Source organism: Pseudoalteromonas sp. S558 (assembly GCF_005886635.1).
Classification (GTDB): domain Bacteria; phylum Pseudomonadota; class Gammaproteobacteria; order Enterobacterales; family Alteromonadaceae; genus Pseudoalteromonas; species Pseudoalteromonas aliena.
Window position 1 is genome coordinate 1 of the sequence record NZ_PNDU01000195.1, and the last position, 25,452, is coordinate 25,452.

Sequence of the window (25,452 nt, forward strand, 5' to 3'; positions counted from 1 at the left end):
AAACAAGGTGAACTTACGCATCAATAGCTGGCCTATTGCAAGTAAATTCAACGTGGTTAGCGCTGAAAATAGTTGCTCGAGATAGATTTATTATCCAGAGTTCAGGTTTATTAGATAGTTAATTCTCATAAGGTATTAAAATGAACCAATTAACAGAAAGAACAATAGAGTGTCCTTATTGCGGTGAAGCAATCGATATTTTAATTGATGCATCGGATTTAAATGAGCAGTACATTGAAGATTGCCAAGTATGTTGTAAGCCTATAAATTTTTTAGTCTCGCACAATGTTGATGATGAATTGATTGTTAATGTATATGGTGAGGATGAAGCGTATTAGCGTTTGAACTGATTTAGATCTGCATTTAGCTTTCAGCGTCCTCACACTTCCTTCCTCCTTTTATTAAAATGATGTTCAACAGATTGTGCAGAACTGTTTGCTGTTTTTTTTAGTGCGCTTCGTATAAAATCCGCCTTGTAATTTTTATCTTCAAATCTTCAAATATTAACGTTTAAATAGCGAGACTTTCTTATCCTTTCTAAAGATGACACTAAATCAATGACAGATATAACAGTAGTAACTCACAATGGTAATTTCCATGCAGATGACGTTTTTAGTATTGCAGTGCTAAAACATGTTTTACCAACGTTCAAGCTGGTACGTACTCGCGATAAAACACTGATAGAAAGTGCCGACTTTGTAATTGATGTAGGTGGCGAATACGACCCTCAAACGAATCGCTTTGATCACCACCAACGTGGTGGTGCAGGCGAGCGTGAAAACGGCATTCCTTTTTCATCGTTTGGTTTAGTGTGGAAAAAATATGGTTTAGCACTGTGTGATGATAATCAAGCGGTAGCCGACAGAGTGGATTCAGGCTTAGTTTCAACCATTGACGCCATTGATTGTGGTCATGTTGAAGGTGTATCAAAAGGGATAAGCCTGAGCCAAACAATCTCAATGTTTAATCCTACATGGGAAGAAGAAAGTAACTTTGATACCTGTTTTGATGAAGCTGTTGAATTTGCAGCTCGCATGCTCATTCGTTTTATCGCCTCAGCTCACGGAAGTGTAAATGCAAAAGAAATTGTTGCTAAAGCAATTGAAAATGCAGAAGACGCCAGAGTTATCGTGCTTGAAAAATACACACCGTGGAAAAAAACAGTGCATATTTTATCAAGTGATGCGCTATACATGGTTTACCCATCGCATTCTGGGCAATGGATATTACAAACAGTACCCGTTGAGCCAGGATCGTTTGAAGACAGAAAACCGCTTCCTAAAGCATGGTCTGGTTTATCTGATCAAGCATTTGTAGATGAAACCGGTATTGACGACGCTGTGTTCTGTCACAATGGTTTATTTATAGCCGGTACTAAGTCGTTTGAAAGCACAATGAAACTTGCCACAATGGCGCTTAGTGAATAAAGGCGCAGATTAACAAAGAGTAATAAAGCATAACAACTCATATGGGTTGTTATGCTTTTATTTTAGCGCGGAGCATTATGTTTGAATTAAAAATAATCGCACTTTTTACAATTACTGCCTTAGCAGAAATAGTAGGTTGCTATTTGCCTTATCTGTGGCTTAAGCAAGATAAAAGCATTTTACTTTTAATTCCTGCTGCTTTAAGTCTTGGACTATTTGCATGGTTGCTATCTTTACATCCTACTGCCGCAGGGCGGGTGTATGCAGCTTATGGCGGCGTGTATATTTGCGTTGCGCTATTATGGTTATGGGTTGTTGATGGCGTAAAGCTAACTATGTGGGATATTATCGGTGGTTTAGTTGCATTGCTAGGTATGGCAATAATTATGTTCGCCCCAAAGTCGATTTGATTCAAATTCATGCCAAAGCTTACTCACAATGAAATCACCCTTGAACTACCCAAGAGTCAATTTTTTGAAGATATGTTTGGGGTAGACTACCCAGGCTATCTCCCTTATTGGCTTGCTTATATGAGCCCAAAAGAGAGGCAAGCGTACCTTTTAGCTACAAAGTCTGAGTATATGGATATAATTGATGAGATGTATAACAAAAGTTTTAACTGGCAAGAGTGGATGCCTTATCCTTATTAAAACATCACAAAGTTATATGCGTTAATGATCTATTTACTGAAGTCATAAGCTCAAAGTTCAACATTGATTACCAACCCCGCACTCATATTTTAATGGAATAAAAGATTGAATATTTTATACTTTGTGATTGTTTTTATACTTATAGCAGTTAGCTTCTTATTTTTTTCGTTTTTAATTTATAGACTACCAAAATCCCATCAGCAAAAATGCATTGAAGGTGAAGTTGTTTATGTTTTCATTGATACAACTACAAGTTTAAGACACTTTTTTGAAACTGTTATTTTAAGAAATAAAGTGGTTACTTTAGCTAATAATAGTATGCGCTTTTATGTAAGTGAAAATGACTATAAAAAACTCTGGAAAATTAGCCCACATAAATTAACTATAACAGGCAACACTTACAAGTTGAGGTTAATAACTACACCATTATTGTTTGGTGGGTATGGTTTATCTGCGGTTGAAAATATGACAGAGATAGATAAAAAGCCAATAATAGTTAAATAAAAAGCAGATCCTATTACCAAAGTAACTCCAGATCAGTTTTATTGAATAGGGTGGTTCATTTTTACTAATAAAATTTATAATGAGTCATTTAAAAATAACCATTTTTACAACTTTTCTTATCTTCAATAATCATCAAAGTCCTATTTCATATGCGCTAGCGAGCAATACGTGATTGATTGTTTTTTTAATATTAAAAATCACTCGTTACGAGTAAAAATACTTGTTGGACTTAAATCTCTATTTTTCTTTTAATGCGCGCAATCAGCCGAGTCGGCATTAATTAAATAAAAGAGAAAGATAAATGAAAGAGACAACATCACTAGAACAAGCTCGCACGAGCTACAATGTTCGTCATTGGAGCCAAGGTTTTTTTGGTATTAATGATCAAGGTGATGTGTATGTTGCGCCCAAGGCTCATGCCCCAGAGCAAACCATTGCATTAACAGATATCGCAAAGCAACTACAAGATAAAGGTTTAAGCTTACCTGCTTTAGTTCGTTTTCCGCAAATTTTACACCATCGTGTACACAGCTTATGCGGCGCATTTAATACTGCGATTGAAAACTATGGTTACCCTAAAGACTACCTATTAGTTTACCCAATAAAAGTAAACCAACAGCGTGAAGTGGTTGAAGAAATAGTAGCAAGCCAAGCACAAGTAGAAAAAAAGCAACTTGGTTTAGAAGCAGGCAGCAAGCCTGAATTACTAACGGTATTAGCACTGGCTGAAAAAACCAGCGCCGTTATTATATGTAATGGCTACAAAGATAAAGAATACGTGCGTTTAGCACTGATTGGCGAAAAGCTAGGTCATAAAGTATATATCGTACTTGAAAAGCTTTCTGAGCTAGACATGGTACTTAGCCAAGCAAAAGAGCTTAACGTAAAACCACGCATTGGTATTCGCGTACGTTTAGCGTCGCAAGGTAAAGGCAAGTGGCAAGCGAGTGGCGGCGAAAAATCAAAATTTGGTTTATCTGCATCGCAAGTTTTGCATGTAGTTAATCGTTTAAAAGACGCAAACCAGCTTGATTTACTTCAGCTAGTACATTTTCACTTAGGGTCGCAAATGGCAAACATTCGTGACGTACGTTTAGGTGTAAGCGAAGCTGCGCGCTTTTATTGTGAGCTACGTAAACTAGGCGCAGAAATTGATTGCCTTGATGTAGGTGGCGGTTTGGCTGTTGATTACGACGGCACACGTAGCCAGTCGCATAACTCTATGAATTACAGCTTAGCTGAATATGCAAATAACATTGTGTACACCATTGGTGATACATGTAAGCAATATGAGCAACCAATGCCGACTATTATTTCTGAGTCGGGTCGTGCGCTTACAGCGCATCATGCTGTGCTTATTTCCAATGTTATTGGTACTGAAAGCTATACGCCAGAAGAGTTAGTAGCGCCAGCGGCAGATGCACCACTTTTATTAAAAAATATGTGGGCATCGTTTGTACAGTTAACTGATTTAACGGATGACCGCGCATTAATTGAAATTTATCACGACAGCCAAGGTGACTTAGCTGAAGCGCATAACCAATTTGCACTCGGTTTACTTGATTTATCGCAGCGTGCATGGGCTGAGCAAATTAATATTCGTATTTGTTATGAACTCAACAAGCACATGGATAATAAAAACCGTTTTCATCGTCCTATTATTGACGAGTTAAACGTACGTTTAGCCGATAAGTTTTTTGTAAACTTCTCGTTATTTCAATCGCTTCCAGATGCATGGGGCATTGATCAGGTGTTTCCGGTATTGCCATTAAGTGGCTTAACTGAAGCGCCAAAAAAACGTGCAGTATTACTTGATATAACCTGTGATTCAGACGGCGCACTTGAGCATTATGTAGATGGACAAGGTATTGAAAGTACACTACCAGTGCCAGAGTTTAGTGCTGATAAACCTTATTTAATGGGCTTTTTCTTGGTGGGTGCTTATCAAGAAATTTTAGGTGATATGCATAACTTGTTCGGCGATACACACAGCGCAATTGTTAATATGGATGAGCAAGGCGTTGCAAGTATTACCGAGATAAACCAAGGTGACACTGTGGCCGATATGATGCGCTATGTACATTTAGATGTTGAAAGTTTTCAGCAATCATACGAACAGTTAGTGTCTGCAAAGATAGAAAAAAATGAACAGCAAAGCGTTTTAGACGAGTTGCAAAGCGGCCTTGACGGCTACACTTATTTAGAAGAGTTATAAGCAATGTCAACTTTGTTTGGTCACGCAGATCACTCATTGTACTCAAATGGGATGACGTTTTTACGTCGTCCTATGGTGCAAAACATTAATGCAATTGATGCAGACGTAGTGGTTTTAGGCTTACCATTTGATTTAGCGACCTCGGGGCGTCCAGGTGCGCGCTTAGGCCCTGATGCAATTCGTCGTGCATCGGTTCATTTAGCATGGGAAGACACTAAATATCCGTGGACGTTTCCGTTGTTTGAGCGCCTAAAAGTCGCAGACGCAGGAGACTTTACTTACCCTGTTGGCGACCCTGAGTATTTTACTGCGCAACTAGAAATGGCTGCTGAGCAAATACTTCGTCAAGGTAAAACGCTATTAGGTTTAGGGGGCGATCACTTTGTGACGCTTCCGCTATTACGTGCTCATGCAAAAATACATGGTGAAATGGCGCTGGTACATTTTGATGCGCACACCGATACCTATAGCAATGGCTCGCGTTTTGATCACGGCACTATGTTTTATCATGCGCCAATAGAAGGGCTGATTGATGTTGAGCACAGTATACAAATAGGTATTCGTACCGACTTTGATCAAAGTAAACATGAGTTTGCTGTGATTGATGCAATGCAAGCCAACGATTTACATGCAAATGATATTGCAGCGAAAATACTTGAGCGAGTAGGTGACCTACCTGTTTACTTAACGTTTGATATAGATTGTTTAGACCCTGCATTTGCACCTGGTACAGGCACTCCTGTGTGCGGTGGTTTAACGTCAGATAAAGTACTTAAAGTACTGCGTGCGCTAAAAGGCATCAATATGGTGGGTATGGATGTGGTAGAAGTATCACCTTCGTATGACCAAAGTGAGCTTACTGCTATTGCCGCAGCAACCATTGCGAGCGAATTATTACATTTGTGGACACATAAAAATAAGTACTAATTTATTTTAAAATAGAGTTTAAAACTAAATAGGGTATGCGCTGGCATACCCTTTTTTAGTTAGAGGTATCGATTATTCAGTAATTTAATTTCTTTTAACCAAATAACGCTTAGCCCAATAAGCGGAAGATTAGTAGTAACAGGATTAAATGCTTCAATAAGTAATTGTGGCTGCATTATAACTACAGCAAGTAAAAGCCCCATAAGTGCCAATATATTTAAAGCTATCAGGTGCTTATGTTTATAAAACACAAATAAACACAAGCCAAATATAATTTCGCCAACACCCGCCGAACGTGTAATTAAGTCAGACACTTCGGCTGAAAAACCAGCACTGCCAGTCATTAATTTTTCAAGTGGTGCTACGTGATAAAGCTTTGGGAAAAAGCCATGATATATCCAACTTAAACTCACTATGTAGCGAGCAAGTTGAATATAACCGCGATTATTTCCTAGCATTATCAATTCGCTCTTGTGCACTTGGATGGCTAGACAAGTACTCTAATAAGTTATTTACTTTTTCGAGGTGTTCGTTTTCACTGGTATGGCTTTTTTGTAGCGCTTCTATTGCATCAGCAAAGTCATTACTCGAATACCCAAGCGATTCTAATTGGGTGAGTGCAAAGCTATCGGCCTCACGCTCCATATCACGTGAAAACCCTTGCTGAGCAAACGATGCGCCAGTACCAAGGGCAATTTCTGCAACACCCTCTAAATCACCAAATACAACCGCCAATACTATGGTGCTTGCAGCTGATTGCGCTGTAATGCGTACGCTATGCTGGTGCACTACGTGGCCCATTTCGTGTAGTAATACCGCTTTTAGGGCATTGGGTTTATCGGCAAGTAAATTTGCCAACTCATCAGTAACGACTATACGCCCATGGGGCAGCGCAAATGCGTTAGCACCAAAGCTGTCTGATTTATAAAACGATAACCTATAAACCGATTGATCAAGCGATAACGCATTAAGCATACTTTTAAAATGAGCTTGTACTTTCGCTTGTTGCTCAATAGGTAGTTCACTTGGATCGAGTGCCAGTTTTTTGATAACCGTAAAGCTTTGTTCGCCCATTTGGTTAATAACATTGTGTGGTAGCGTATCTACGCTGTAAACCGCAATGGCTGGTACGGCTTTATAAAGCACTAACCACATAAATAAAGGCGTAAAAATAACAGCGGCTAAAACTGCCCATTTACTTTTTTCAAGGCGTTCCATTATGTGATGGTTATTTTCTTTAAATGGCCATCTGTAACTTACATCAAGAGGAATAAAACGACTGCCATCTTCAAAGTTTAGTTCATCGGCAAGTCCTGCCATCCCCGAGCTTAAATTAAGACTTGAGATTGTATGGCGAGCGATAACGTGTTCATCGTGAATAATCTCAATGTGTGTGTCGCTAATAGTTGCAACACACACTTGATAATTACTCGATGCTTTGGGGAAAAAATGTCCCTTTACATGCATGGTGAGCTCTTAAGTTAGAGAAAGGTCAATATCAAATACGTTTGCAGCTTCTTCAGCGAATGACGACTGCTGCTCTTGTTGTGTATCAATTAAGTTTAATGCTTCAGGGTAAATAGTTACCGTTGTTACATTAGCAAGCATTTTTGATGTACGTACTTTTGCCCACGGGTAAGCTAGCCCTAGTGAAAATACAATAGCTAACATATTAGTGAGTAGTAAAATAGCAAATGGAATTGGTTTTAACTCTGAGTTAAATGTTGCAACATTTTCAAACTGGCTATTATCAAAAATATGATTACGAATAGCGGCTGTCCATACTGCGGTGACTATGGCTATCATTAGTACATAGGCAATCATCATAATGATAGGAAGTATAACCATTACTGCCGAATTCTGCTGATTTTCTATGTCCATTAAACCTAATCCAAATAACCCTAAAATACCCATAAAGAGCACCATGGTGATTGAGCTAACCACAAAACAAATGAGCGCTGTCAGGTAATAGGTTTCGCCTTTTAAATTAACATTAAGCGGTTTGTCACCATAACTAATGTTGCTATGGATATAGCTATCGATACGTTTTATAACATAAGGCATCAATAAATAAAGCGTAAATACACTGGCGATAGGTAAAAGTATAAAGTTAATAAACGCCTCGCCGTAATCGCCTTTAAATGCAAAACGGACGTTACGATGGCGTGTCATACGCATGTTAAAACGCAGGCCTTGATTTATGATCCACGGCATTAAAAATAGAAAACCAATGGCAAACAGAAAGCCGACGATTGGTAAAAAGCTGGTGGTAAAGGTGTAAACAAAAAACACAATAACCGCTAAAATCCGGCCCTTTAAAATTTGTATTGGCGTTGCTAGGTAATCAAAACTATGACCATCTATGCGGGTATGACCATAAAAATAACGGTACGTGCGCACTTTTGCCCAAGCAGAGTATATGCCGAGTGTTATAACGCTAAGTAAAATATTTACAATCCAAATACCAAAAAACTCAGCGCCTTTACCACTAAATTGTACTTTGCCGCTAAAAATTGGCGTTGCAGGTTGGCTTATTGTCTCATTAGATTTGGGAGGGGTTGGGTGTATTGATTCCATTTAAAGTCTATCTCCATGATTTTTTTGTTAATTTACCTGTTTTTAGTGAAAAATTCAATGTTTATAATTACGTCAACAGTTCAGCAGATCTTAATTTTAGTTATCTATGAGTTCTGATCTCGTACTCAAAAAAGTATAAATTGACCTTCCTTGCTATTTTTCGAGTTCAGATGTTATAGCTAAATCTGTTATACTGGGCGGACAATTTTATGGGGCTGTTATGATTTCAAAAAACCAACTCAAACTTATCCGCCAACTTGGCCAAAAAAAGTACCGAAAGCAATATAATCAATACCTTGTGCAGGGTGAAAAAAACGTACTTGAGTTATTAAACAGCCCATTGAATGTGGTTAATATTTTTGCTACAAATGAATTTATAAATGCGTATCAAGGTAAGTATCAGCACGCTAATTTTATTGAAGCGGATGAAGAAGCCCTCACCAAAGCCAGCACGCTAGTTAGCAATAATGCAGCCATTGCTATTGTTGATATGCCAACGGCGGCTTTACCACAAGTAAATGGCTTAATACTCGCGCTTGATGGCGTATCAGACCCTGGTAATTTAGGCACAATAATAAGAGTGGCAGACTGGTACGGTATTAAACATATAGTAACTAGCATCGACAGTGCTGACGCTTATAACCCAAAAACAATTAGCGCCACAATGGGCTCGTTTGTAAGGGTATCGGTAAGCCAAGTTGATTTACCTGATTACCTACAGTCTTTAAATTTACCTGTTTACGGTGCTTTTTTAGATGGACAAAGTGTACATAAAACCCAATTTACGGGCTCAGGCGTTTTGCTAATGGGCAGTGAGTCGCATGGTATACGTGAGGCATGTACAAAGTTAGTAACCAATAAAATCACCATCCCCGCTTTTGGTGGTGCAGAATCGCTTAATGTTGCAATGGCAACCGGTATTATTTTAGATAATTTTAAACGACAAGCTTAACAATTTAACTGTTTATGAGTTAAATTGTTTGTAATCAATAACAATAATAATTGGTAATAACAACAAGATGCGCTTAAGCACTATTAAATTAGCGGGCTTTAAATCGTTTGTAGAGCCCACTAAAATTCCATTTCCTGATCAAATGACGTGTGTTGTAGGCCCTAATGGCTGTGGCAAATCAAACGTTATTGATGCAGTGCGATGGGTGCTTGGTGAAAGCTCTGCTAAAAACCTGCGTGGCGATGCCATGACCGACGTTATTTTTAATGGTTCCACTAATCGTAAAGCTATATCGCAAGCCTCTGTAGAGCTGGTTTTTGATAACCATAGTGGTAGTCCTTCAAATACATTTGCCGATCGAAACCAAATAGCTATTAAGCGTTTAGTAACGCGTGATGGGCAGTCACTGTACTTTTTAAATGGCAGTAAATGTCGTAAACGTGATATTACCGATATATTTTTAGGTACTGGCCTTGGTCCGCGTAGTTACGCGATTATTGAACAAGGTATGATCTCGCGTTTAATAGAAAGTAAACCACAAGAGCTGCGCGTATTTTTAGAAGAAGCTGCCGGTGTATCAAAATACAAAGAGCGCCGCCGCGAAACACAAACTCGTATTAAAAGCACCCGCGAAAATCTTGAACGTCTGTTAGATGTGCGAAAAGAGCTGCAAAGTCAGTTAGATAAATTGGCTGTGCAGTCGGTTGATGCAAAAAAATACCGCGAGTTAAAAGCGCAAGAACGTACATTAAAAGGGCAAATAGCGGTTTTAAAATGGCAAAAGTTACACCAGCTGCAACTTGAAAAAAGCGCCCAAATTAATAAACTTAATGATCAAATTTTGTTTTTTGAAACTGCTCATTCAGGGCATGACGATGTACTTGCAAGCTTAGAAGGGCAAGTACAAACCCAGCAAGATAAATTAAGCGATGCCCAGCATCAGCAACATGTAATACACACCGAGCTTACTCGCGCTGAGCAACAACAAATAAACGTAAAACAACAAACTCAAACGCTTAAGCAAAATTTAATTAAATTACAGCAGCGCCAAACACATAGCCTTGAAGTTAAAGCGCAGCAGCAAATTGTGTGCGAGCAACTAAATGAAACCCTGCAAGAGGCAAGTGAAAATGCCTTAATGTGCGAAGAGCAAGTTAACGAGTTAACGCTTGAGCTTAAAGAGTTATTAGCACTTAAGCAGCAGTACAGTGCTCATTGGCAAGCTTTGTGTGAGCAACAGCAGCAGCTTAATACTAATGCGCAACTACATAGTGGTCATATCAAACAAACTCAACAGCAAATAAGCCACGTTAACGAGCAAATTAGTCAGCTAAAGGATCAGCTTTGCGAGCTACAAAATAGCGATGTAGAGCAACAATTAACGCAGCAAATACAGCAAAGGCAAATATTAACTCAACAGCTTGCCGCAAAACAAACCGCGTATACACAGTGCAGCGCTAAACTTGAATTACAAAACACACATGTTAACAATACACAAAAGCAGCACTCTTTGCTCACTCAACAGGCAAACGAGTTAAAAGCAAGTATAACGGGGCTTAAAAGTACACTCGGGTTCGATGAAGAAACTGAGCGTACTAACGGTTTGTTTAATCAGCTAAGTGTTAAAGAAGGCTTTGAGCCTTTAATAGAGCAAGCACTTAAATCGCTAGAGCATTTAAATGTAAGCGAGCAGCAAACTAACAACAGTGTGTGGGCAAGTCATGATAATCACATGCCAACAAATAGCTTAGCGGTATTTATAACAAGCGGCGTGTATCCAGAGCATTTAACGCGTATTGCTTATAACGAAAACGGTGATTTAACAATATTAAATGATGGTTTTTATACAGCCGTTATGGATAAAAACGGTGCGTTACATGGTCGTAATTGGCATGTTAGTGCGGATCGTAATACGGAAAACTCATTGCTTTTAAAGCATAAGCAGTTACAAGATAAAACTCAGCAGTTAATTGATGTCGAGGACGAGCTACATCACATCACGCTCACTCTTGATAAATATACAGTCGAGCAAGCGCAATTAATTAACGAGCAAAGTGAGCTAAAAGAAGCCATACATGAGCTTGCGCAAAATAGTGCCGTTGCCAGTACGCGCAGCGATATGCTTAAACAGCAAGTAGCGCAGCATCTGCAACAGTTAGAAAAGTTACAGCAGCAAAAGCAGCAATTAATAACTCAGCTTTTGCAATTAAATACTGTGCTTGACGAGCAAAACAAACTGCATGAAGTATTAAATGAGCAGCAACTCAATTTAAAAAATGAGGTAGACGCTGCAAATAGCCTACGCTTACAAAGCGATAAAAATTATAGCCAAGCATTAAACATGCTTGAGCTAAATAAAACGCAAGCACACAATGCAACGCTTGCCCTGCAAAAAGCGCGCAGTGAATGGCAATTGAGCCAAACTAAATTGAGCCATGCAGAGCAAGAACACGTTAGTGCTTCTGAAGGCGCACAAGAACTACTTAATGAAATAGAAGAGCTGCTGATCCCAGAGCAAGAATTGAGTGATAAAATAGCCCTGCTTTTGGCGCAGCATCAAAAAGGTGAGCGGGTTTTTGTATCACTGCAAAAAGAATTGGCTCAAGCGAAGGAAAGTTTAAACACCAAGCAAGCGAGCCTTAAAAATTCACAAGGTGAGCTGGTGGGCTTGCAACAGCAGCATCAAAAGTTAGCGATTGAAGAGCAAAGTTTACTGATAAAAGCACAAGTGGCGCTTGAGCCATTAGAAGAATTAAAACAAAGCTTAAAAGCGATACTTGATGAGTTACCAGACTCGCTAAGTTTGAGCGCTGCACAAAATCAGTTAACCGGATTTACTAATCAGTTGGATAAATTAGGTGCGGTAAATTTAGCGGCAATAGAAGAGTTCGATTTAGCTAAAGCGCGAAGTGATTATCTTGATAATCAATTAGATGATTTAACAAAAGCGTTAAGCACGCTTGAAGGTGCTATTGGTAAAATTGATAGAGAGACCAAAACGCGCTTTAAAGAGACCTTTGATCAGGTTAATGACGATTTTGCTGAGCTATTTCCTAAGGTTTTTGGTGGTGGCAGTGCGTATTTAACATTAACCAGTGATGATTTACTCGAAAGTGGTGTTAGTATAATGGCACGACCACCAGGTAAGAAAAATTCAACAATTCATTTGTTAAGTGGTGGAGAAAAAGCGCTGACCGCATTATCATTAGTGTTTTCTATATTCAGGCTCAATCCAGCGCCATTTTGTATGCTGGACGAAGTAGATGCACCATTGGATGATGCTAACGTTGTGCGTTTTTGCCGTTTGGTTGAAGAAATGTCACAATCGGTGCAGTTTATTTATATTAGTCATAATAAAATTGCGATGGAAATGGCAGGTAGATTAACGGGTGTAACTATGGCAGAACCTGGCGTATCGCGGATGGTTGCTGTAGATATAGAACAAGCTGTGCAACTTGCACATGCATAAATTTTTATAACACGTGTATTAGTTTTTAATTAATATACAGGTTTTAGGCATATCAAATAATAAAAGGTGAGGGGATGGCCGAACAATTAAGATGGGTTTTAATCGTTATCAGTGTAATTGTCATTGGTGGTTTGTTAGTGCATGGTTTGTGGTCGGTGAGAAAAAAAGATCGCCCTGAAGTGTCAAATAACGAACGGGTTGAACCATTACAACAAAGTGCACCAGCGTCATCGCATACTTCTCGTCCTGAGGCTGAGCCAAAGGAGCCTGTGATAGAAGAACGTGACGAGCCTCAATTTGGTGAGCTTAACTTTGCTGCAGATGAGCCGCAAATTGATACAAGCGTGCCAGAAGTGCCTATTGAAGATGACCTAGAAATAGTCGATGACCTAGAAACAAAAGAGCAAAGCGATGAAAAATCGTCAGCTCAAATGTCTGACTTTGTTATTGTGCATATTCAAATGCCAGAAGGGCTTAGCATGCAGGGCAGTAAATTATTGCCAGCCGTTAACACGTTAGGGTTTAAATACTCAGAGGAAGGCTTTTTTAATCGCCATCTCGATCCCGCAGGACAAGGCCCTGTGCTATTTAGATTAGTAAATATGTACAACCCAGGTACGTTTGATATTGATAATATGGAACAGTTTAGTACTGCAGGGGTTAGCTTATTTATGACATTGCCGTGCGACGGTGATGGCTTAGCGGCATTTAATATGTTGCACAGCGCAGCTAAAAAGTTAGCGGATGAGTTTGGTGCGCAAATTTTAGATGCAGAACGTGAAGAAATGACCGTAGAGCGCATCAGGCAGTATGTTGAACAGGTTCGTTCTTTTTCAGCGTAAATAGCGCATATATTATATTTTTGTAAGCCACTAGATGATGACTCATCAAAGTGGCTTTTTTTATGTTTATTGAGGTTTAAATGTCTAGCAGCATTAGTGAGCAAGTTAATCATCTTCGTACTACATTAGAGCAACACAATTACAATTATTATGTGCTCGACACCCCCAGTATTCCTGATTCTGAGTATGATAGGTTGTTACGTGAACTAAGTGCATTAGAAACCGAGCATCCAGAATTTTTAACCGCCGACTCGCCCACGCAAAAAGTAGGCGGTGCAGCACTGAGTAAATTTGAGCAAGTTGCGCACCAAGTACCTATGTTATCGCTTGATAACGCCTTTAGTGAAGAAGAGTTTATTGCGTTCAATCGCCGTATAAAAGAGCGTTTAATGAGCGCCGATGAGCTTACTTTTTGTTGTGAGCCAAAACTCGATGGTTTGGCTGTTTCAATTATTTATCGCGATGGTGTGCTGGTGCAGGCCGCGACCCGAGGTGATGGTTTTACTGGCGAAAACATTACTCAAAATGTAAAAACAATTCGTAATGTACCACTCAAGTTACGTGGCGATTACCCGAAAGAGCTTGAAGTGCGCGGTGAAGTATTTATGGACAGCGCTGGCTTTGATAAATTAAATACTGAAGCGCAAAAACGCGGTGAAAAAGTATTTGTTAACCCACGTAATGCAGCTGCTGGTAGTTTACGTCAACTCGATTCTAAAATTACCGCTAAACGCCCGCTCATGTTTTATGCCTACAGCACAGGGCTTGTTGCTGATGGCAGCATTCCTGAGGATCATTATCAGCAATTAGAAAAGCTGACTGATTGGGGACTACCTTTATGCCCAGAAACAAAATTAGTGGAAGGTCCAAAAGCCGCGCTTGCGTATTACAGCGATATTTTAACGCGCCGTGGTGAGCTTAAATATGAAATAGATGGCGTAGTAATAAAAATAAATCAAAAGGCCTTACAAGAGCGATTAGGTTTTGTAGCGCGTGCTCCGCGTTGGGCTATTGCGTATAAGTTTCCGGCGCAAGAGGAAATAACTCAATTACTTGATGTTGATTTTCAAGTCGGGCGCACAGGGGCAATTACGCCCGTTGCACGTTTAGAGCCTGTTTTTGTCGGCGGTGTAACCGTATCAAATGCAACACTGCATAACAGTGATGAAATTGCGCGTTTAGGCGTGAAAGTAGGTGATACAGTTATTATTCGCCGTGCTGGAGATGTAATCCCACAAATAACGCAAGTGGTGCTTGAACGCCGCCCTGATGACGCGAGAGATATTGAGTTTCCAGTGACTTGTCCAATTTGCGATTCGCATGTTGAAAAGGTTGAAGGCGAAGCTGTAGCCCGTTGCACGGGTGGACTTGTATGTCCTGCACAGCGTAAGCAAGCGATTAAGCATTTTGCATCACGAAAAGCACTAGATATAGATGGTCTTGGCGATAAAATTGTTGATCAGCTGGTAGATAGAGAACTTATAAAAACACCTGCCGATTTGTTTATTTTAAAGCAAGGGCATTTTGAGTCGCTTGAACGTATGGGACCTAAGTCAGCTAAAAACTTAGTAACAGCACTTGAAGAGGCTAAAGGCACTACGCTTGCTAAGTTTTTATATTCTCTGGGTATTCGTGAGGCGGGCGAGGCGACGGCACAAAATTTGGCTAATCACTTTTTAACCCTTGAAAATATAATAAATGCCAGCATTGACAATCTAACGCAAGTAAGTGATGTAGGTGAAATCGTCGCAGCGCATGTGCGTGGTTTTTTTGATGAAGAGCATAATTTAGCGGTAGTAAACGCACTTATAGAGCAAGGTGTAAATTGGCCTGCACTAAGTGCGCCGTCTGAAGACGAACAGCCACTTGCAGGGCTTACATACGTCCTTACTGGCACGCTTAATACACTTAACCGTAATGATGCAAAAGCACGTTTGCAACAACTTGGCGCTAAGGTGTCAGGTAGTGTTTCGGCTAAAACGGATGCGTTAGTCGCTGGCGAAAAAGCAGGCTCTAAATTAACTAAAGCACAAGATTTAGGGATAGAAATTCTAACGGAAGACGATCTAATAACGCTTTTGGAAAAATATAATGGATAGTATTTTACATTTTTTGAACACACTACAACTAGACACAGGGCAATGGCTGCTTGGTTACGTAAATAATATCGCAATGTTATTAACAGTGTGTTTAGTGTCGTTATATGCCAATGACGTGATCAAGTTAACAAAAAGCACAGTTACCAGGTATAACTTTGTGATTAGAGTTTTGTGCTTTGTATTAATTACCGCTTTTGGCTTTGGTTTTATCGTTGTATGGTTAAGCCCTTTAATAGCCAAAGGGTTGTTATTCTTTGGAAAAAAATGGCTGACTGCGACACTCATCGTTGCATTTTTTATTCTTGGTACGATTGCAGATAAAAAGAATCAACTATGAGCCGATATGGACCCGAATACTGGGATAAGTATGGGAGTTACCGTACTCCTATTGCATTTCATTTGAGTTTGCTGGTGCTCTTACGCGGCTATTTCATTTGGGTTATTGCGGCTTTAAGCCGCAGGCCTGAACTGGATTTAATGTCGTTATTTTTTAAAAATAAAAATGATTTTTTTATCGCAATAACGATTGGTAGTATTGCAATAATACCGACTATTTTATTTTGTTTACGGCGGCCGCGAGACTCACACAGTGCGAGCGACAGGTTAGCCAAAATTTGGCAGCATATGCGCTGGCCTCTTATTTTATGTGCTGTTGTTGATTTAACATGGTTAAGTATTCAAGCCGCACATAGTCATTATCGATTTTCATTATTTTTAGCAGTACAAATGATGATTGTTTTATGGGTGCTGTGGTATTTAGTTAAGAGCCGTTATTTAACCGTTTTTTTTAACGATTGGCCTGAGCCAACAGAAAAAGCAGCCGAAGAGAAAAAGTTACTTAAATAGGACTGGTTGTGGACGCTGTAAATAAAACAATAGCGATAACGATTTCGCTAATAGGATTAGTGCTTATTATTTTAACGATTAGCACTGAGCTTTTAGAGTTTATGTGGTTTAAAGTACTATTTGGCTTATGGATATTTATTTTTTGTTCAAGTATTTATAGGCTCACACCGCTTTTTAAATCGAGAAACCGTTTAGAGCATTTTATCCAACGAGATGCGCAACATTTATTACTCTTTAGTTTGATGGGATTTTTTGATAAAAAACACGGCCCCAACTGGTTGGTTATTAAAAGCATCGAACGCATAACCAGCAAAGACGATGAGCTGACGATCTACAGCAATAACGAGCGCCAATTGTGCGTAAGTCTACCTGCAAAAAAAGCACAGTTAGATAGTTTTATTAAACGAATACTTACCGATTCAGAAAAGCAAACCATTACCTTTGATTAGGCTGATCTCCACTCTAATCAATAACGTAATACTTAACGATATTTTTTTATAGATTTAAAAAGTACCGCTAATTAACGATTCAATGAGGTCATTATGTTGAAGTGGAATGATGTTATTAACTTTGCCAATAACGGCAATCCTACACCAAGTAAAAAAGTGATTAAAACGGACGCTCAGTGGCGTGAGCAATTATCAGAGGATGCGTACTACGTAACACGTAATAAAGGCACAGAGCGTCCGCATAGCTCAGCTAGTTGCACATTGTTAGAGCCAGGTAAGTACGCGTGTGTTTGTTGCGATAATCTACTTTTTGATGCTGACGAAAAATTTGACAGTGGTACGGGCTGGCCTTCGTTTACACAACCTGCCACAATTGAAGCGATTGGTTATGTGAGTGATATAAGTCATGGCATGGAGCGTATTGAAGTTGTTTGCAACGTGTGTGATGCACATTTGGGGCATATTTTTCCTGATGGCCCATTGCCTACAGGTTTGCGATACTGCGTAAATGCAGCATCAATGAAAAAGCTTTAACGTTGCTACTTTTGTGATTTAGTGTCTGTTTCAAGTTCTAATTTCATTTCTTTTGCAATATCCGAAATTTTATCTAAACGCTGCATCTGCTCTGCTGGTAGCTGAGTTTTACTAAGCAGAGCGTAGCATTTTTTTGCAAGCTCAAGGTTAAATGATCGGCCCAGTTGTTTATTTGAATCAAGTAAGCATTGTAATAAATTAAGTGCAATGCTGGGATTGCGGGGCATGACTCTAAATGCCTGCGTAAACGCCTCTAAAGCAGTATTTAACTGCCCTCTATTAAATTGATTAACCGCATGATTATTTAGCTCTTTTGGCCCTATTTTTATATCACGGCGTTCACTTTGTTGTTGTTGGATGTACCGTAAATAAGTGATATCTTCTTGATTAGGGTGTTGCTCACAATGATTAATTATTTGGGTGAAAAGTGTTTGGGCTTTTTGGTGAAAACCTAACTCATGAAATGCCTTTGCTTTATCAAGCGCACTATCAACTGAGCCAATAATAACGTCGTCATCATCAAGTTGCTCGATGAGTTTTTTTGCTTTTTGATGCTCATCTTTTAAATAATGCAATCGGGCATTAAGCACATCAATTTGAGCTTGATTACTGCTATTAGGAAATAGCTTTTTTAAGTCATTGATATATTGATTTGTTTGCCTAGAAATTCGTTGTATTTGGTCCGTTTGATCCGTTGTTAGAGCAAAATCAATGCCTGCACGTGCTGCATTGAGATAGATACTAGGGTGGTCGTGTATAGAGTATTTTGCGTAGCTTGCTATATCTTTTTGAGTTAAATAATTGGTTTCGTAATCGTGATTAATTAACGACACATTACTTAACGATTTTTGGCGTGAAATGTTACGCGGAGCAATTTTAACGGCTTGACTTAAAAACTCTTGTGCTAATTCGAATTGATTAAGTTTTATTTCTAATTGGCCTAACAAGTCTAAAGCGACTAAACGTGTTTCTTGCCGCTCCAACATAGTTTTGAGCATACGCTGGGCTAGAATGTGCTCATTATTAGCTATGAGCGCCTCGACTAAACCAACTTTCGCCCAAGCAAACTTTTGAATATTAAGTACTGATTTAAAAAAATCTTTAGCTTCTTGTTTGCTGTTTAAGCGAAGCAGTGCATCCCCTTTTAATCGTAATAAAATAGGGCTGTAGCTATTATTTTCTTTATTTAAAATAGTATCTATATATGTAATTGCTTTTGGATCATTACCATCGTCGATCAAAGTATAAATAGTTTGTAAATCGTGTTTGCGCTTTAAAACACGCTCTATTCGAACTTTTAATTCTTGTACTGTAAATGGTTTTACTAAAAAGTCATCGGGTTGCAACTCAAGTACACTATGCACCAGTGAGCCAGTTGTTTCTGCAGAAATAAAAATGAATCCAGTCGAATTTTTTATTAAGCGTTTTACCCTTAGCTCTTCATAAAGCTGATAGCCATCTTGTTGTTTACTTAAATTGAACGAGCAAACAATTAGATCAAACTCTTCACTTAAGCATTGCTCTTTTGCTGATTTTGCATGATCGGCAAAGCGCAATTGTTGAAAGCCAAGTCTTTCTAACGACTGTTTCATATAGCTTTGAGCAAGCGGCTGCTCTTCGACTATAAGTATTTTGGCTTTTGAATAGATCTTAGTTGGCATTGGCTTAAGCGTTATTACATTTAACACTGACTATAATCAACAGTTTAACTGCTTACAAGGAATAGCTGTATTTATTAGGTACTTAATTTTAACTAATACATTTATATTGCAGTAAAAAAGAAAATTAGATGAGTGATGTGTAGTGTGTTGTTTTATTAAGACTAAGTTAATTTAAAAGCGACTTAAGCGATAACCAATACGTGGAGTTCTGCACCAGTTAAGTTAAGGTGTTGCTGAATTTATTTTAGCTAATTAGCGTTCATCATTTATACACTTCAGATATTGTTTAATGGCTGCATAGCCACCATATAATAAACATACTTTTGTCAATACAGTGAGTTGCTATGTTAAATAATAAAATCCCACCCGTTATTGTTGTGCTGTTTTTTGCAGGCATAATGGCGCTTATTGCGCATTACAGTGTTATTGATTTCACCGCATTTATTACCTACTTAGCGGCAAGTTTGGTCATTATTGGGTGTGCGTTTTGTATCGCGGGTGTTGCGAGTTTTAAAATAGCAAGCACCACAGTAAACCCTAATAAACCTGAACAAGCGTCAAAACTTATTACGAGCGGTATTTATAAAATCTCTCGTAATCCAATGTATGTGGGTTTTGCATTTATTTTAACGGGGTGGGGTATTTGGTTAGGCTCGTTGTGGGCAATGCTTTGTATTGTTGGATTTATTGCGTATTTAACGCTTTTTCAAATAATTCCAGAGGAACGCGCGCTCACTAAATTATTTGGCGAAGAGTTTACCGCCTATAAAGCGCGTGTAAAACGCTGGTTGTAATCAATACCAGTCACTTAAAACCTGACAAATAAAAAAGGCTATCGATGATAGCCTTTTTTATTTGCAGCAATTACATTACTAATTAATTGCGGCTTATTCGTATTCTAACGGATCTGTAATGTTATTTAGTGCAAATGCTTCAAGGCGTTCTTGGCACGCGCCACATTTACCACAGGCCTTTTCACGGCCGTTATAACAGGTCCACGTTTGGCTGTAATCTAAACCCATTTCAATACCGTCAGTTAAAATACCAATTTTAGTATTGTTTAAGTATGGGCTAAAAATTTCTACCGCGTCGTAGTTAGCAATACGACACACATCATCCATTTTTTGCACAAATTCAGGACGGCAGTCAGGGTAAATAGCATGATCCCCAGAGTGAGCGCCGTAATAAACTTGGCCAGCTTTAAGTGATACCGCGTAACCAACAGCAAGCGAGAGCAAAATCATATTACGATTAGGTACAATCGTACTTTTCATGCTCTCTTCTTCGTAGTGGCCTTCAGGCACATCAATATCATCAGTAAGTGATGAGCCACCAATAAGTTGGTTAATCGCCGAAATATCAACAATTTTATGTGGAACGTTTAATTTTTCACACACACTTGCTGCCACTTTAAGCTCTTTTACATGACGCTGACCATAGTCAAATGAAAGGGCATATACATCATGGCCTTGTTGCAGGGCTTTATTTAATACGGTAAATGAGTCCATACCGCCGGAATAAATAACAACTACTTTTTGCGTCATATCTGTTTTGCTCTTAGTTTTAATAGAGGTTTATATCAGGGCGCGATATACTACACGGCCGCAGCTTAAATAACAATTTTTGCACAGCGCTTTTTGGTTTTTTAATAGTAGCAATTTGGCTGCTAGGTAGTAAGTGAGATCTCTTTTGTACAAAATTAATGAAGTGTTTGAAACCATTCAAGGTGAAGCTAGTTTTACCGGCACGCCCTCAATATTTTTACGTCTGCAAGGTTGTCCTGTAGGTTGCTCTTGGTGCGACACTAAGCAAACGTGGGATGTTGATAATGTATATAAAGTATCGCTGGATGAAACCGTAGAAAAAAAAGCCGACTCAGATCATTGGGCTAACGCCAGTGCAGAGCAAATTTTAGCGCTGTTTCAATCGCGTGGGTATACCGCAAAGCATGTTGTAATTACCGGCGGCGAGCCATGCATGTTTGATTTAAATCCAGTCTGTAACTTATTACACGAACACGGGTTTAGCACACAAATAGAAACCAGCGGCACGTTTGAAATACTCGCACCAGAGCAAACATGGGTAACGGTATCGCCAAAAATTAATATGCGCGGCGGTTATGAAGTACTTACCAGCGCGATGAAGCGTGCAAACGAGATTAAACACCCCGTTGCTATGCAAAAGCACGTAGAAGAGCTAGAAGAATTATTTGCTAAAACAGGCGTTAACCCAAAGCTTGTTTATTTACAGCCAATTAGCCAAAAAGTATCAGCAACTAAACTCGCAATCGACACCTGTATTGCTAAAAACTGGCGCCTATCAATACAAGTGCATAAGTATTTAGGAATTAGTTAAAGCGCAGCTTAAAGTTATATTACGTAGGTCGGATAAGCGAAGCGCCATCCGACAACCCTAAAGCTCATATCTTCTTCGCTAATAGCCATAATTAGTTTACTATGCGCGACTTAAAAATATTCTACTACTTACCACTAGGCCTATATGTCCGCAAACGCGCTTTACACAGACCTTTCTGATTACTACGACTTAATGTGTGCAGATATAGATTATCAAGCCCAGAGCAATTCTATTCACAGGCTGCACCAAATTTTTGGTAATAGCGGAAATATCCATCTCGATTTAGCCTGTGGTACAGGTCCGCATGTACGCCACTTTATTGATAACGGCTATCAAAGTAGTGGGCTTGATATTAATCAGCCAATGCTTGATAAAGCAAAAATTCGTTGCCCAGAAGCACAATTTTCATTGCAAAACATGAGTGAATTTAAGGTAACTGAGCACTTGGATTTAATTACCTGCTTTTTGTATTCAATCCATTACTGCGATGGCATTAATAAGTTAAAAGAGTGCCTTGCCAGTGTACATAATGCATTAAACGTGGGTGGGATACTTTGCTTTAATACAGTTGATAAAAACAAAATCGACAGCGATTCATTTGTAGAGCACACAGCAACAAGCGAAAATAGCGTATTCACATTTCGCTCTGGTTGGCACTACAGTGGCAGCGGTAGCAAACAGTTATTAAAACTAAGCATAGAAAAAACCACTGCAGACAAAACATTCGTGTGGCACGACGAGCACCCAATGGTGGCTTTTAGTTATACCGAGCTTAAAGAAGCCCTAAAGCCGTACTTCGAAATTCACATATTTGAACATGACTACGACAAAATAACCCCATGGGCAGAGCGCTCAGGCAACGCCATTTTTGTCTGCGTAAAAATTTAAGACAAACTCGTAGGTTGGGTAGAGCGTAGCGAAACCCAACGAATCTCCAATTCCCACGCCCCCAATAACCCCGCATTGTATATTTGAAAACGTAGGTCGGATAAGCGAAGCGCCATCCGACACAGTAACTTATTTGAGTTTCGGCGCGTAAAATTCTGTATATTAATTTCAGTTTCATCGATTCTAAAATATATGCTACTTTCAAATAGTGAATTAAATAATGATAAAAGGAATTTAAAATGGAACTCTCCGCATCAATTCTTCTACTAATAATTACCATATTGATTTGTCTTGGTTGGTACAACCATACAAAAAATTTAAAAATACAGTTTAAAAAAAATACTAAGGCATTAACTGATTCTTTAGCTTTAGCGCGAGAAGAAGCTAAAAAGCAATCATTGAAAAATAAAGATCTAACTGAGAAATATAGCCCAATCATTCAAGCTGAAGCTTACTCTCAAACTTTATTAGATGAAGCGGAACTAAAAGCAAATGCTATAAAGCAAACTGCTGAAAATTTAGCTAATGAAGTTAAAAATGAATCTATTACTTTAAGTGAATCATTAAAGGAACAAAGAATAGAGGGGAGCCTAAGACTTCGAGAAGCGAAGGAGAAAGCAGAAAAAATTAGGTTGGATGCTAATCAAGAAGCTGACCGTATTACTTTATTCGCAGAGCAAAGGGCTAAAGAGATTGCGGGTGATGCTTATGAAGCGAAAGAAAAAGCTAATACCTACGAGCAAGCAATAAAAGCAATGCGAAATACCATCGAAGGCTATAAGGACGATTATATCATTCCTAATCACTCAGTTTTAGATGATTTAGCTGAGGATTTTGGTCATAAAGAAGCTGGAGCAGAGCTAAAGTCAATACGTCAAAATATTAGACAAATGATAAAAGAAGGATTTGCTGGAGATTGTGACTATGTTGAACAACATAGAAAAACATATGCAATCCATTTTGTAGTAGATGCATTTAACGGTAAAGTAGATAGTGCATTATCTAAAGTAAAACATGATAATTTTGGGAAAATAAACCAAGAAATACTAGATGCGTTCGCATTAGTTAACCACAATGGCGTTCCTTTTAGAAAAGCTAGGATTAATGAAAAATACCTTAATGCACGTTTAATCGAACTAAGGTGGGCTGTAGCTACAAGTGAATTAAAAAGAATCGAACGTGAAGAGCAAGCAGAAATTAAGGCTCAAATTAGGGAAGAAGAAAAGGCTTTAAGAGATATTGAGAAAGCAAAGAAAGAAGCCGAAAAAGAAGAACGCTTACTTCAGAAAGCTTTGAAAAAAGCACGAGAAGAACTTTCGACTGCAAATGATGAACAGCGAGCTGATTATGAAGCGAAGTTATTTGAATTAGAAAAACAACTAAAAGAAGCAGAGGAAAAAGGTCAAAGAGCTATGTCTATGGCTCAACAGACTCGGCGTGGACACGTGTATGTCATCAGCAACATTGGTAGTTTTGGAGAAGAAGTATTTAAAATTGGTATGACTCGGAGGCTTGAGCCAATGGATCGTGTTAAAGAGCTAGGTGATGCATCTGTTCCTTTTTCTTTTGATGTTCATGCTATGATCTTTAGTGAAGATGCGCCGTCTTTAGAAAAAGAACTGCATCGCCGCTTTGATATTTGTTCAGTAAATAAAATAAACTCAAGGAAGGAATTTTTTAAAACGACAATATCCGAAGTTAGACAGGCAGTAGAGGTTAATGGGGTTAAAGACGTTCATTGGACTTTAAAAGCTGAGGCTTCTGAGTATCGTGAAAGCTTAGCGATAGAGAAAAACTTACAATGTAATGCAGTTGCCTAACTCTGTCTTATGTAACTTTGTGCAATAAGACGAAATGAGTTAGTTAGTTTTTCTCATCAATCTTTTTCCCGCAATTATAACAATCGTTAGTGGGAAGCTTATAATTAAAAATAGAGCGCATTACTTGGTTTTTCTTACTGGCAGGGAAGACATAATTAATTACAGAGATTATAAGCGCAATGGCAAAAACGAAACTACCGATATAAAACGGGTTTGAGTAGAATTGCATACTTGGTTCTGAAAAGTTAAAACCAATAATACAGATGATTAAGGCAGCTAAATAGAGTTTAAATTTTATGCTTTTGTTCAAGGTAATAAAATCCTATTAAGATCATGCTAGTGCATGTATTTTACACGTTTTTAAATAGCGAAACTAATTTATCGATCACTTAAGTTACTACATTAATTTTAATAGGCACGATTGATGAATAAATTAAAAAGCTTACTTCTATTACCATTATTCTTCCCTTTCATTGCTTGTATGGCTGTAGTAAATGAGGAGAAAGCCGGCTTGAAACCTTCAGTTATGATCGAAGGTGAATACCAAGAGCTGAAGGTTACTTACTTTAGCTATAACACAGAAGACTATCCTTGTTTTAAAATAAAGCTAGGTGAATCAAATGGCAGAGAATTTTGTAGCTTTACTGACGAAATAGGCGAAGTGACTGATGCGAGAGAAGATGTAAGTGCTATTTCGTATGAAAATGTTAAGTTTACAAAAGATGGTCTGCAGTTAGTAATTGATATAAGTGCTAGAGGGCCTGGGCGATTTTTTCTCGATTGTTCTATTTTATTTTCAGACTTTGTAAATAGTGAACCACGCTGTACTTTTAGAGATGCAGTATATTAATAAAAATTTTTTCTTAGTTTGTCAAAAAGCGTTGCCTTTGAGTAACGCTTTTTTGTATTTTATTTCTAGTAGCTAACTTATTCTGTCGCCAAATAGTCCAACACTACTTGATGGTGATTTTTGTTTAAATTTATCATACAGGCTTTTAATCTTACCGTTTTGGCCTACTAAAAATGTTAAGTAACCTGAGATCTGCTTAAGCGATAACGAATGCGTTAAGTTCTACGTCAGTTAAATTAAGGTGTGGCTTATTTTCTTTAAAGCAATAAGCCACCAATCCAGCCACTAAATTCAACATAAAGCCGTTCATACTCCGATGTCTCGAATGTTCAATGAAGGATATATTCTTGAGTTGGTCATTAATTTTTTCGATTATAAAACGCTTTG

At 38.6% G+C, this 25,452-nt stretch carries 26 protein-coding genes and 1 pseudogene; 20 read left to right on the plus strand and 7 right to left on the minus strand.

Annotation, left to right across the window (positions count from 1 at the left end):
- Positions 1 to 140 precede the first annotated feature (140 nt).
- From CWB66_RS13705 to speB, 7 genes are all read left to right on the plus strand, one after another.
- Positions 141 to 338 (plus strand): CPXCG motif-containing cysteine-rich protein, encoded by a 198-nt coding sequence (locus CWB66_RS13705; protein ID WP_138585814.1) that lies wholly within the window; start codon positions 141 to 143, stop codon positions 336 to 338.
- Between the two features lie 219 nt (positions 339 to 557).
- On the plus strand, positions 558 to 1,427 hold the full coding sequence (locus CWB66_RS13710) for an MYG1 family protein (protein WP_138585815.1): 870 nt from the start codon (positions 558 to 560) through the stop codon (positions 1,425 to 1,427).
- Between the two features lie 77 nt (positions 1,428 to 1,504).
- A complete protein-coding gene (locus CWB66_RS13715; protein ID WP_077539062.1) occupies positions 1,505 to 1,837 on the plus strand; it encodes a YnfA family protein in 333 nt (110 codons plus the stop codon).
- A gap of 9 nt (positions 1,838 to 1,846) precedes the next feature.
- Positions 1,847 to 2,077 carry a hypothetical protein gene (locus tag CWB66_RS13720; RefSeq protein WP_077538354.1) on the plus strand — a complete coding sequence of 77 codons (231 nt, stop codon included), beginning with the start codon at positions 1,847 to 1,849 and terminating at the stop codon, positions 2,075 to 2,077.
- Between the two features lie 105 nt (positions 2,078 to 2,182).
- Positions 2,183 to 2,581, plus strand: a complete 399-nt coding sequence (locus CWB66_RS13725; protein WP_138585816.1) for a hypothetical protein — start codon at positions 2,183 to 2,185, stop codon at positions 2,579 to 2,581.
- A 301-nt stretch (positions 2,582 to 2,882) separates the two neighbouring features.
- Positions 2,883 to 4,796: a biosynthetic arginine decarboxylase gene (gene speA / locus CWB66_RS13730; RefSeq protein WP_138585817.1), complete on the plus strand. Its 1,914-nt coding sequence runs from the start codon at positions 2,883 to 2,885 to the stop codon at positions 4,794 to 4,796.
- A 3-nt stretch (positions 4,797 to 4,799) separates the two neighbouring features.
- Positions 4,800 to 5,723, plus strand: a complete 924-nt coding sequence (gene speB, locus CWB66_RS13735; RefSeq protein WP_138585818.1) for an agmatinase — start codon at positions 4,800 to 4,802, stop codon at positions 5,721 to 5,723.
- Between the two features lie 59 nt (positions 5,724 to 5,782).
- Here speB and CWB66_RS13740 read toward each other — a convergent pair whose 3' ends face one another.
- From CWB66_RS13740 to CWB66_RS13750, 3 genes are read right to left on the minus strand one after another with little or no spacing between them, the layout of a single operon-like run.
- On the minus strand, positions 5,783 to 6,181 hold the full coding sequence (locus CWB66_RS13740; protein WP_138585819.1) for a DoxX-like family protein: 399 nt from the start codon (positions 6,179 to 6,181) through the stop codon (positions 5,783 to 5,785).
- Positions 6,168 to 7,190, minus strand: a complete 1,023-nt coding sequence (locus CWB66_RS13745; RefSeq protein WP_138585820.1) for a M48 family metallopeptidase — start codon at positions 7,188 to 7,190, stop codon at positions 6,168 to 6,170. Before CWB66_RS13745 ends, CWB66_RS13740 begins: the two co-directional genes overlap by 14 nt.
- 9 nt (positions 7,191 to 7,199) lie before the next feature.
- Entirely contained in the window at positions 7,200 to 8,300 is a 1,101-nt protein-coding gene (locus tag CWB66_RS13750; RefSeq protein ID WP_077538342.1) for a YjgN family protein, read from the minus strand.
- A 220-nt stretch (positions 8,301 to 8,520) separates the two neighbouring features.
- Between CWB66_RS13750 and CWB66_RS13755 the strand changes: the two genes are divergently transcribed.
- The 8 genes from CWB66_RS13755 to msrB all read left to right on the plus strand — a co-directional run bounded on the left by CWB66_RS13755 (position 8,521) and on the right by msrB (position 17,491).
- Positions 8,521 to 9,252, plus strand: coding sequence for an RNA methyltransferase (locus CWB66_RS13755; protein ID WP_138585821.1), 732 nt, complete (start codon positions 8,521 to 8,523; stop codon positions 9,250 to 9,252).
- A gap of 67 nt (positions 9,253 to 9,319) precedes the next feature.
- The gene (locus tag CWB66_RS13760; protein WP_138585822.1) at positions 9,320 to 12,721 is read left to right on the plus strand and encodes a chromosome segregation SMC family protein; all 3,402 of its coding nucleotides are present in this window, start codon (positions 9,320 to 9,322) and stop codon (positions 12,719 to 12,721) included.
- A 74-nt stretch (positions 12,722 to 12,795) separates the two neighbouring features.
- A complete protein-coding gene (gene zipA, locus CWB66_RS13765) occupies positions 12,796 to 13,563 on the plus strand; it encodes a cell division protein ZipA (protein ID WP_138585823.1) in 768 nt (255 codons plus the stop codon).
- Between the two features lie 80 nt (positions 13,564 to 13,643).
- Positions 13,644 to 15,662: an NAD-dependent DNA ligase LigA gene (gene ligA, locus CWB66_RS13770; RefSeq protein WP_138585824.1), complete on the plus strand. Its 2,019-nt coding sequence runs from the start codon at positions 13,644 to 13,646 to the stop codon at positions 15,660 to 15,662.
- On the plus strand, positions 15,655 to 15,999 hold the full coding sequence (locus CWB66_RS13775; protein ID WP_138585825.1) for a DUF3392 family protein: 345 nt from the start codon (positions 15,655 to 15,657) through the stop codon (positions 15,997 to 15,999). The genes ligA and CWB66_RS13775 overlap by 8 nt, the downstream gene beginning before the upstream one ends.
- The gene (locus CWB66_RS13780) at positions 15,996 to 16,508 is read left to right on the plus strand and encodes a DUF2919 domain-containing protein (protein WP_138585826.1); all 513 of its coding nucleotides are present in this window, start codon (positions 15,996 to 15,998) and stop codon (positions 16,506 to 16,508) included. Before CWB66_RS13775 ends, CWB66_RS13780 begins: the two co-directional genes overlap by 4 nt.
- Positions 16,509 to 16,516: 8 nt before the next feature.
- The gene (locus tag CWB66_RS13785) at positions 16,517 to 16,957 is read left to right on the plus strand and encodes a hypothetical protein (RefSeq protein ID WP_138585827.1); all 441 of its coding nucleotides are present in this window, start codon (positions 16,517 to 16,519) and stop codon (positions 16,955 to 16,957) included.
- A 93-nt stretch (positions 16,958 to 17,050) separates the two neighbouring features.
- Complete coding sequence (gene msrB / locus CWB66_RS13790; protein WP_138585828.1) at positions 17,051 to 17,491, plus strand: peptide-methionine (R)-S-oxide reductase MsrB; 441 nt, start codon at positions 17,051 to 17,053, stop codon at positions 17,489 to 17,491.
- Between the two features lie 5 nt (positions 17,492 to 17,496).
- On the opposite strand, the gene CWB66_RS13795 is transcribed toward msrB, so the two are convergent.
- Positions 17,497 to 19,152, minus strand: coding sequence for a tetratricopeptide repeat-containing response regulator (locus tag CWB66_RS13795; protein WP_138585829.1), 1,656 nt, complete (start codon positions 19,150 to 19,152; stop codon positions 17,497 to 17,499).
- Between the two features lie 344 nt (positions 19,153 to 19,496).
- On the opposite strand from CWB66_RS13795, the gene CWB66_RS13800 reads away from it, so the two are divergent.
- Entirely contained in the window at positions 19,497 to 19,946 is a 450-nt protein-coding gene (locus CWB66_RS13800; protein WP_077538324.1) for a methyltransferase family protein, read from the plus strand.
- A gap of 93 nt (positions 19,947 to 20,039) precedes the next feature.
- Here the strand turns inward: CWB66_RS13800 and queC are convergent, their stop codons facing one another.
- Positions 20,040 to 20,696, minus strand: coding sequence for a 7-cyano-7-deazaguanine synthase QueC (gene queC, locus CWB66_RS13805; protein ID WP_007583902.1), 657 nt, complete (start codon positions 20,694 to 20,696; stop codon positions 20,040 to 20,042).
- Between the two features lie 145 nt (positions 20,697 to 20,841).
- On the opposite strand from queC, the gene queE reads away from it, so the two are divergent.
- The 4 genes from queE (at position 20,842) to CWB66_RS13830 (ending at position 25,065) form a co-directional block, all read left to right on the plus strand.
- A complete protein-coding gene (gene queE / locus CWB66_RS13810) occupies positions 20,842 to 21,507 on the plus strand; it encodes a 7-carboxy-7-deazaguanine synthase QueE (RefSeq protein ID WP_024591014.1) in 666 nt (221 codons plus the stop codon).
- Between the two features lie 144 nt (positions 21,508 to 21,651).
- Entirely contained in the window at positions 21,652 to 22,395 is a 744-nt protein-coding gene (locus tag CWB66_RS13815) for a class I SAM-dependent DNA methyltransferase (RefSeq protein ID WP_077538320.1), read from the plus strand.
- A gap of 239 nt (positions 22,396 to 22,634) precedes the next feature.
- Positions 22,635 to 24,215, plus strand: a complete 1,581-nt coding sequence (locus tag CWB66_RS13820) for an SNIPE associated domain-containing protein (protein WP_138585830.1) — start codon at positions 22,635 to 22,637, stop codon at positions 24,213 to 24,215.
- A 511-nt stretch (positions 24,216 to 24,726) separates the two neighbouring features.
- Positions 24,727 to 25,065, plus strand: a complete 339-nt coding sequence (locus tag CWB66_RS13830) for a hypothetical protein (RefSeq protein ID WP_138585832.1) — start codon at positions 24,727 to 24,729, stop codon at positions 25,063 to 25,065.
- 77 nt (positions 25,066 to 25,142) lie between these two features.
- On the opposite strand, the pseudogene CWB66_RS23070 reads toward CWB66_RS13830, so the two are convergent.
- Both CWB66_RS23070 and CWB66_RS13840 read right to left on the minus strand, forming a co-directional pair.
- Positions 25,143 to 25,245 (minus strand): annotated as a pseudogene (locus tag CWB66_RS23070) (thioredoxin-dependent thiol peroxidase); the annotation flags it as partial.
- Between the two features lie 16 nt (positions 25,246 to 25,261).
- Positions 25,262 to 25,452, minus strand: a 191-nt coding sequence (locus tag CWB66_RS13840; RefSeq protein WP_289508505.1) for a transposase, incomplete at its 5' end; no start/stop codon positions are given.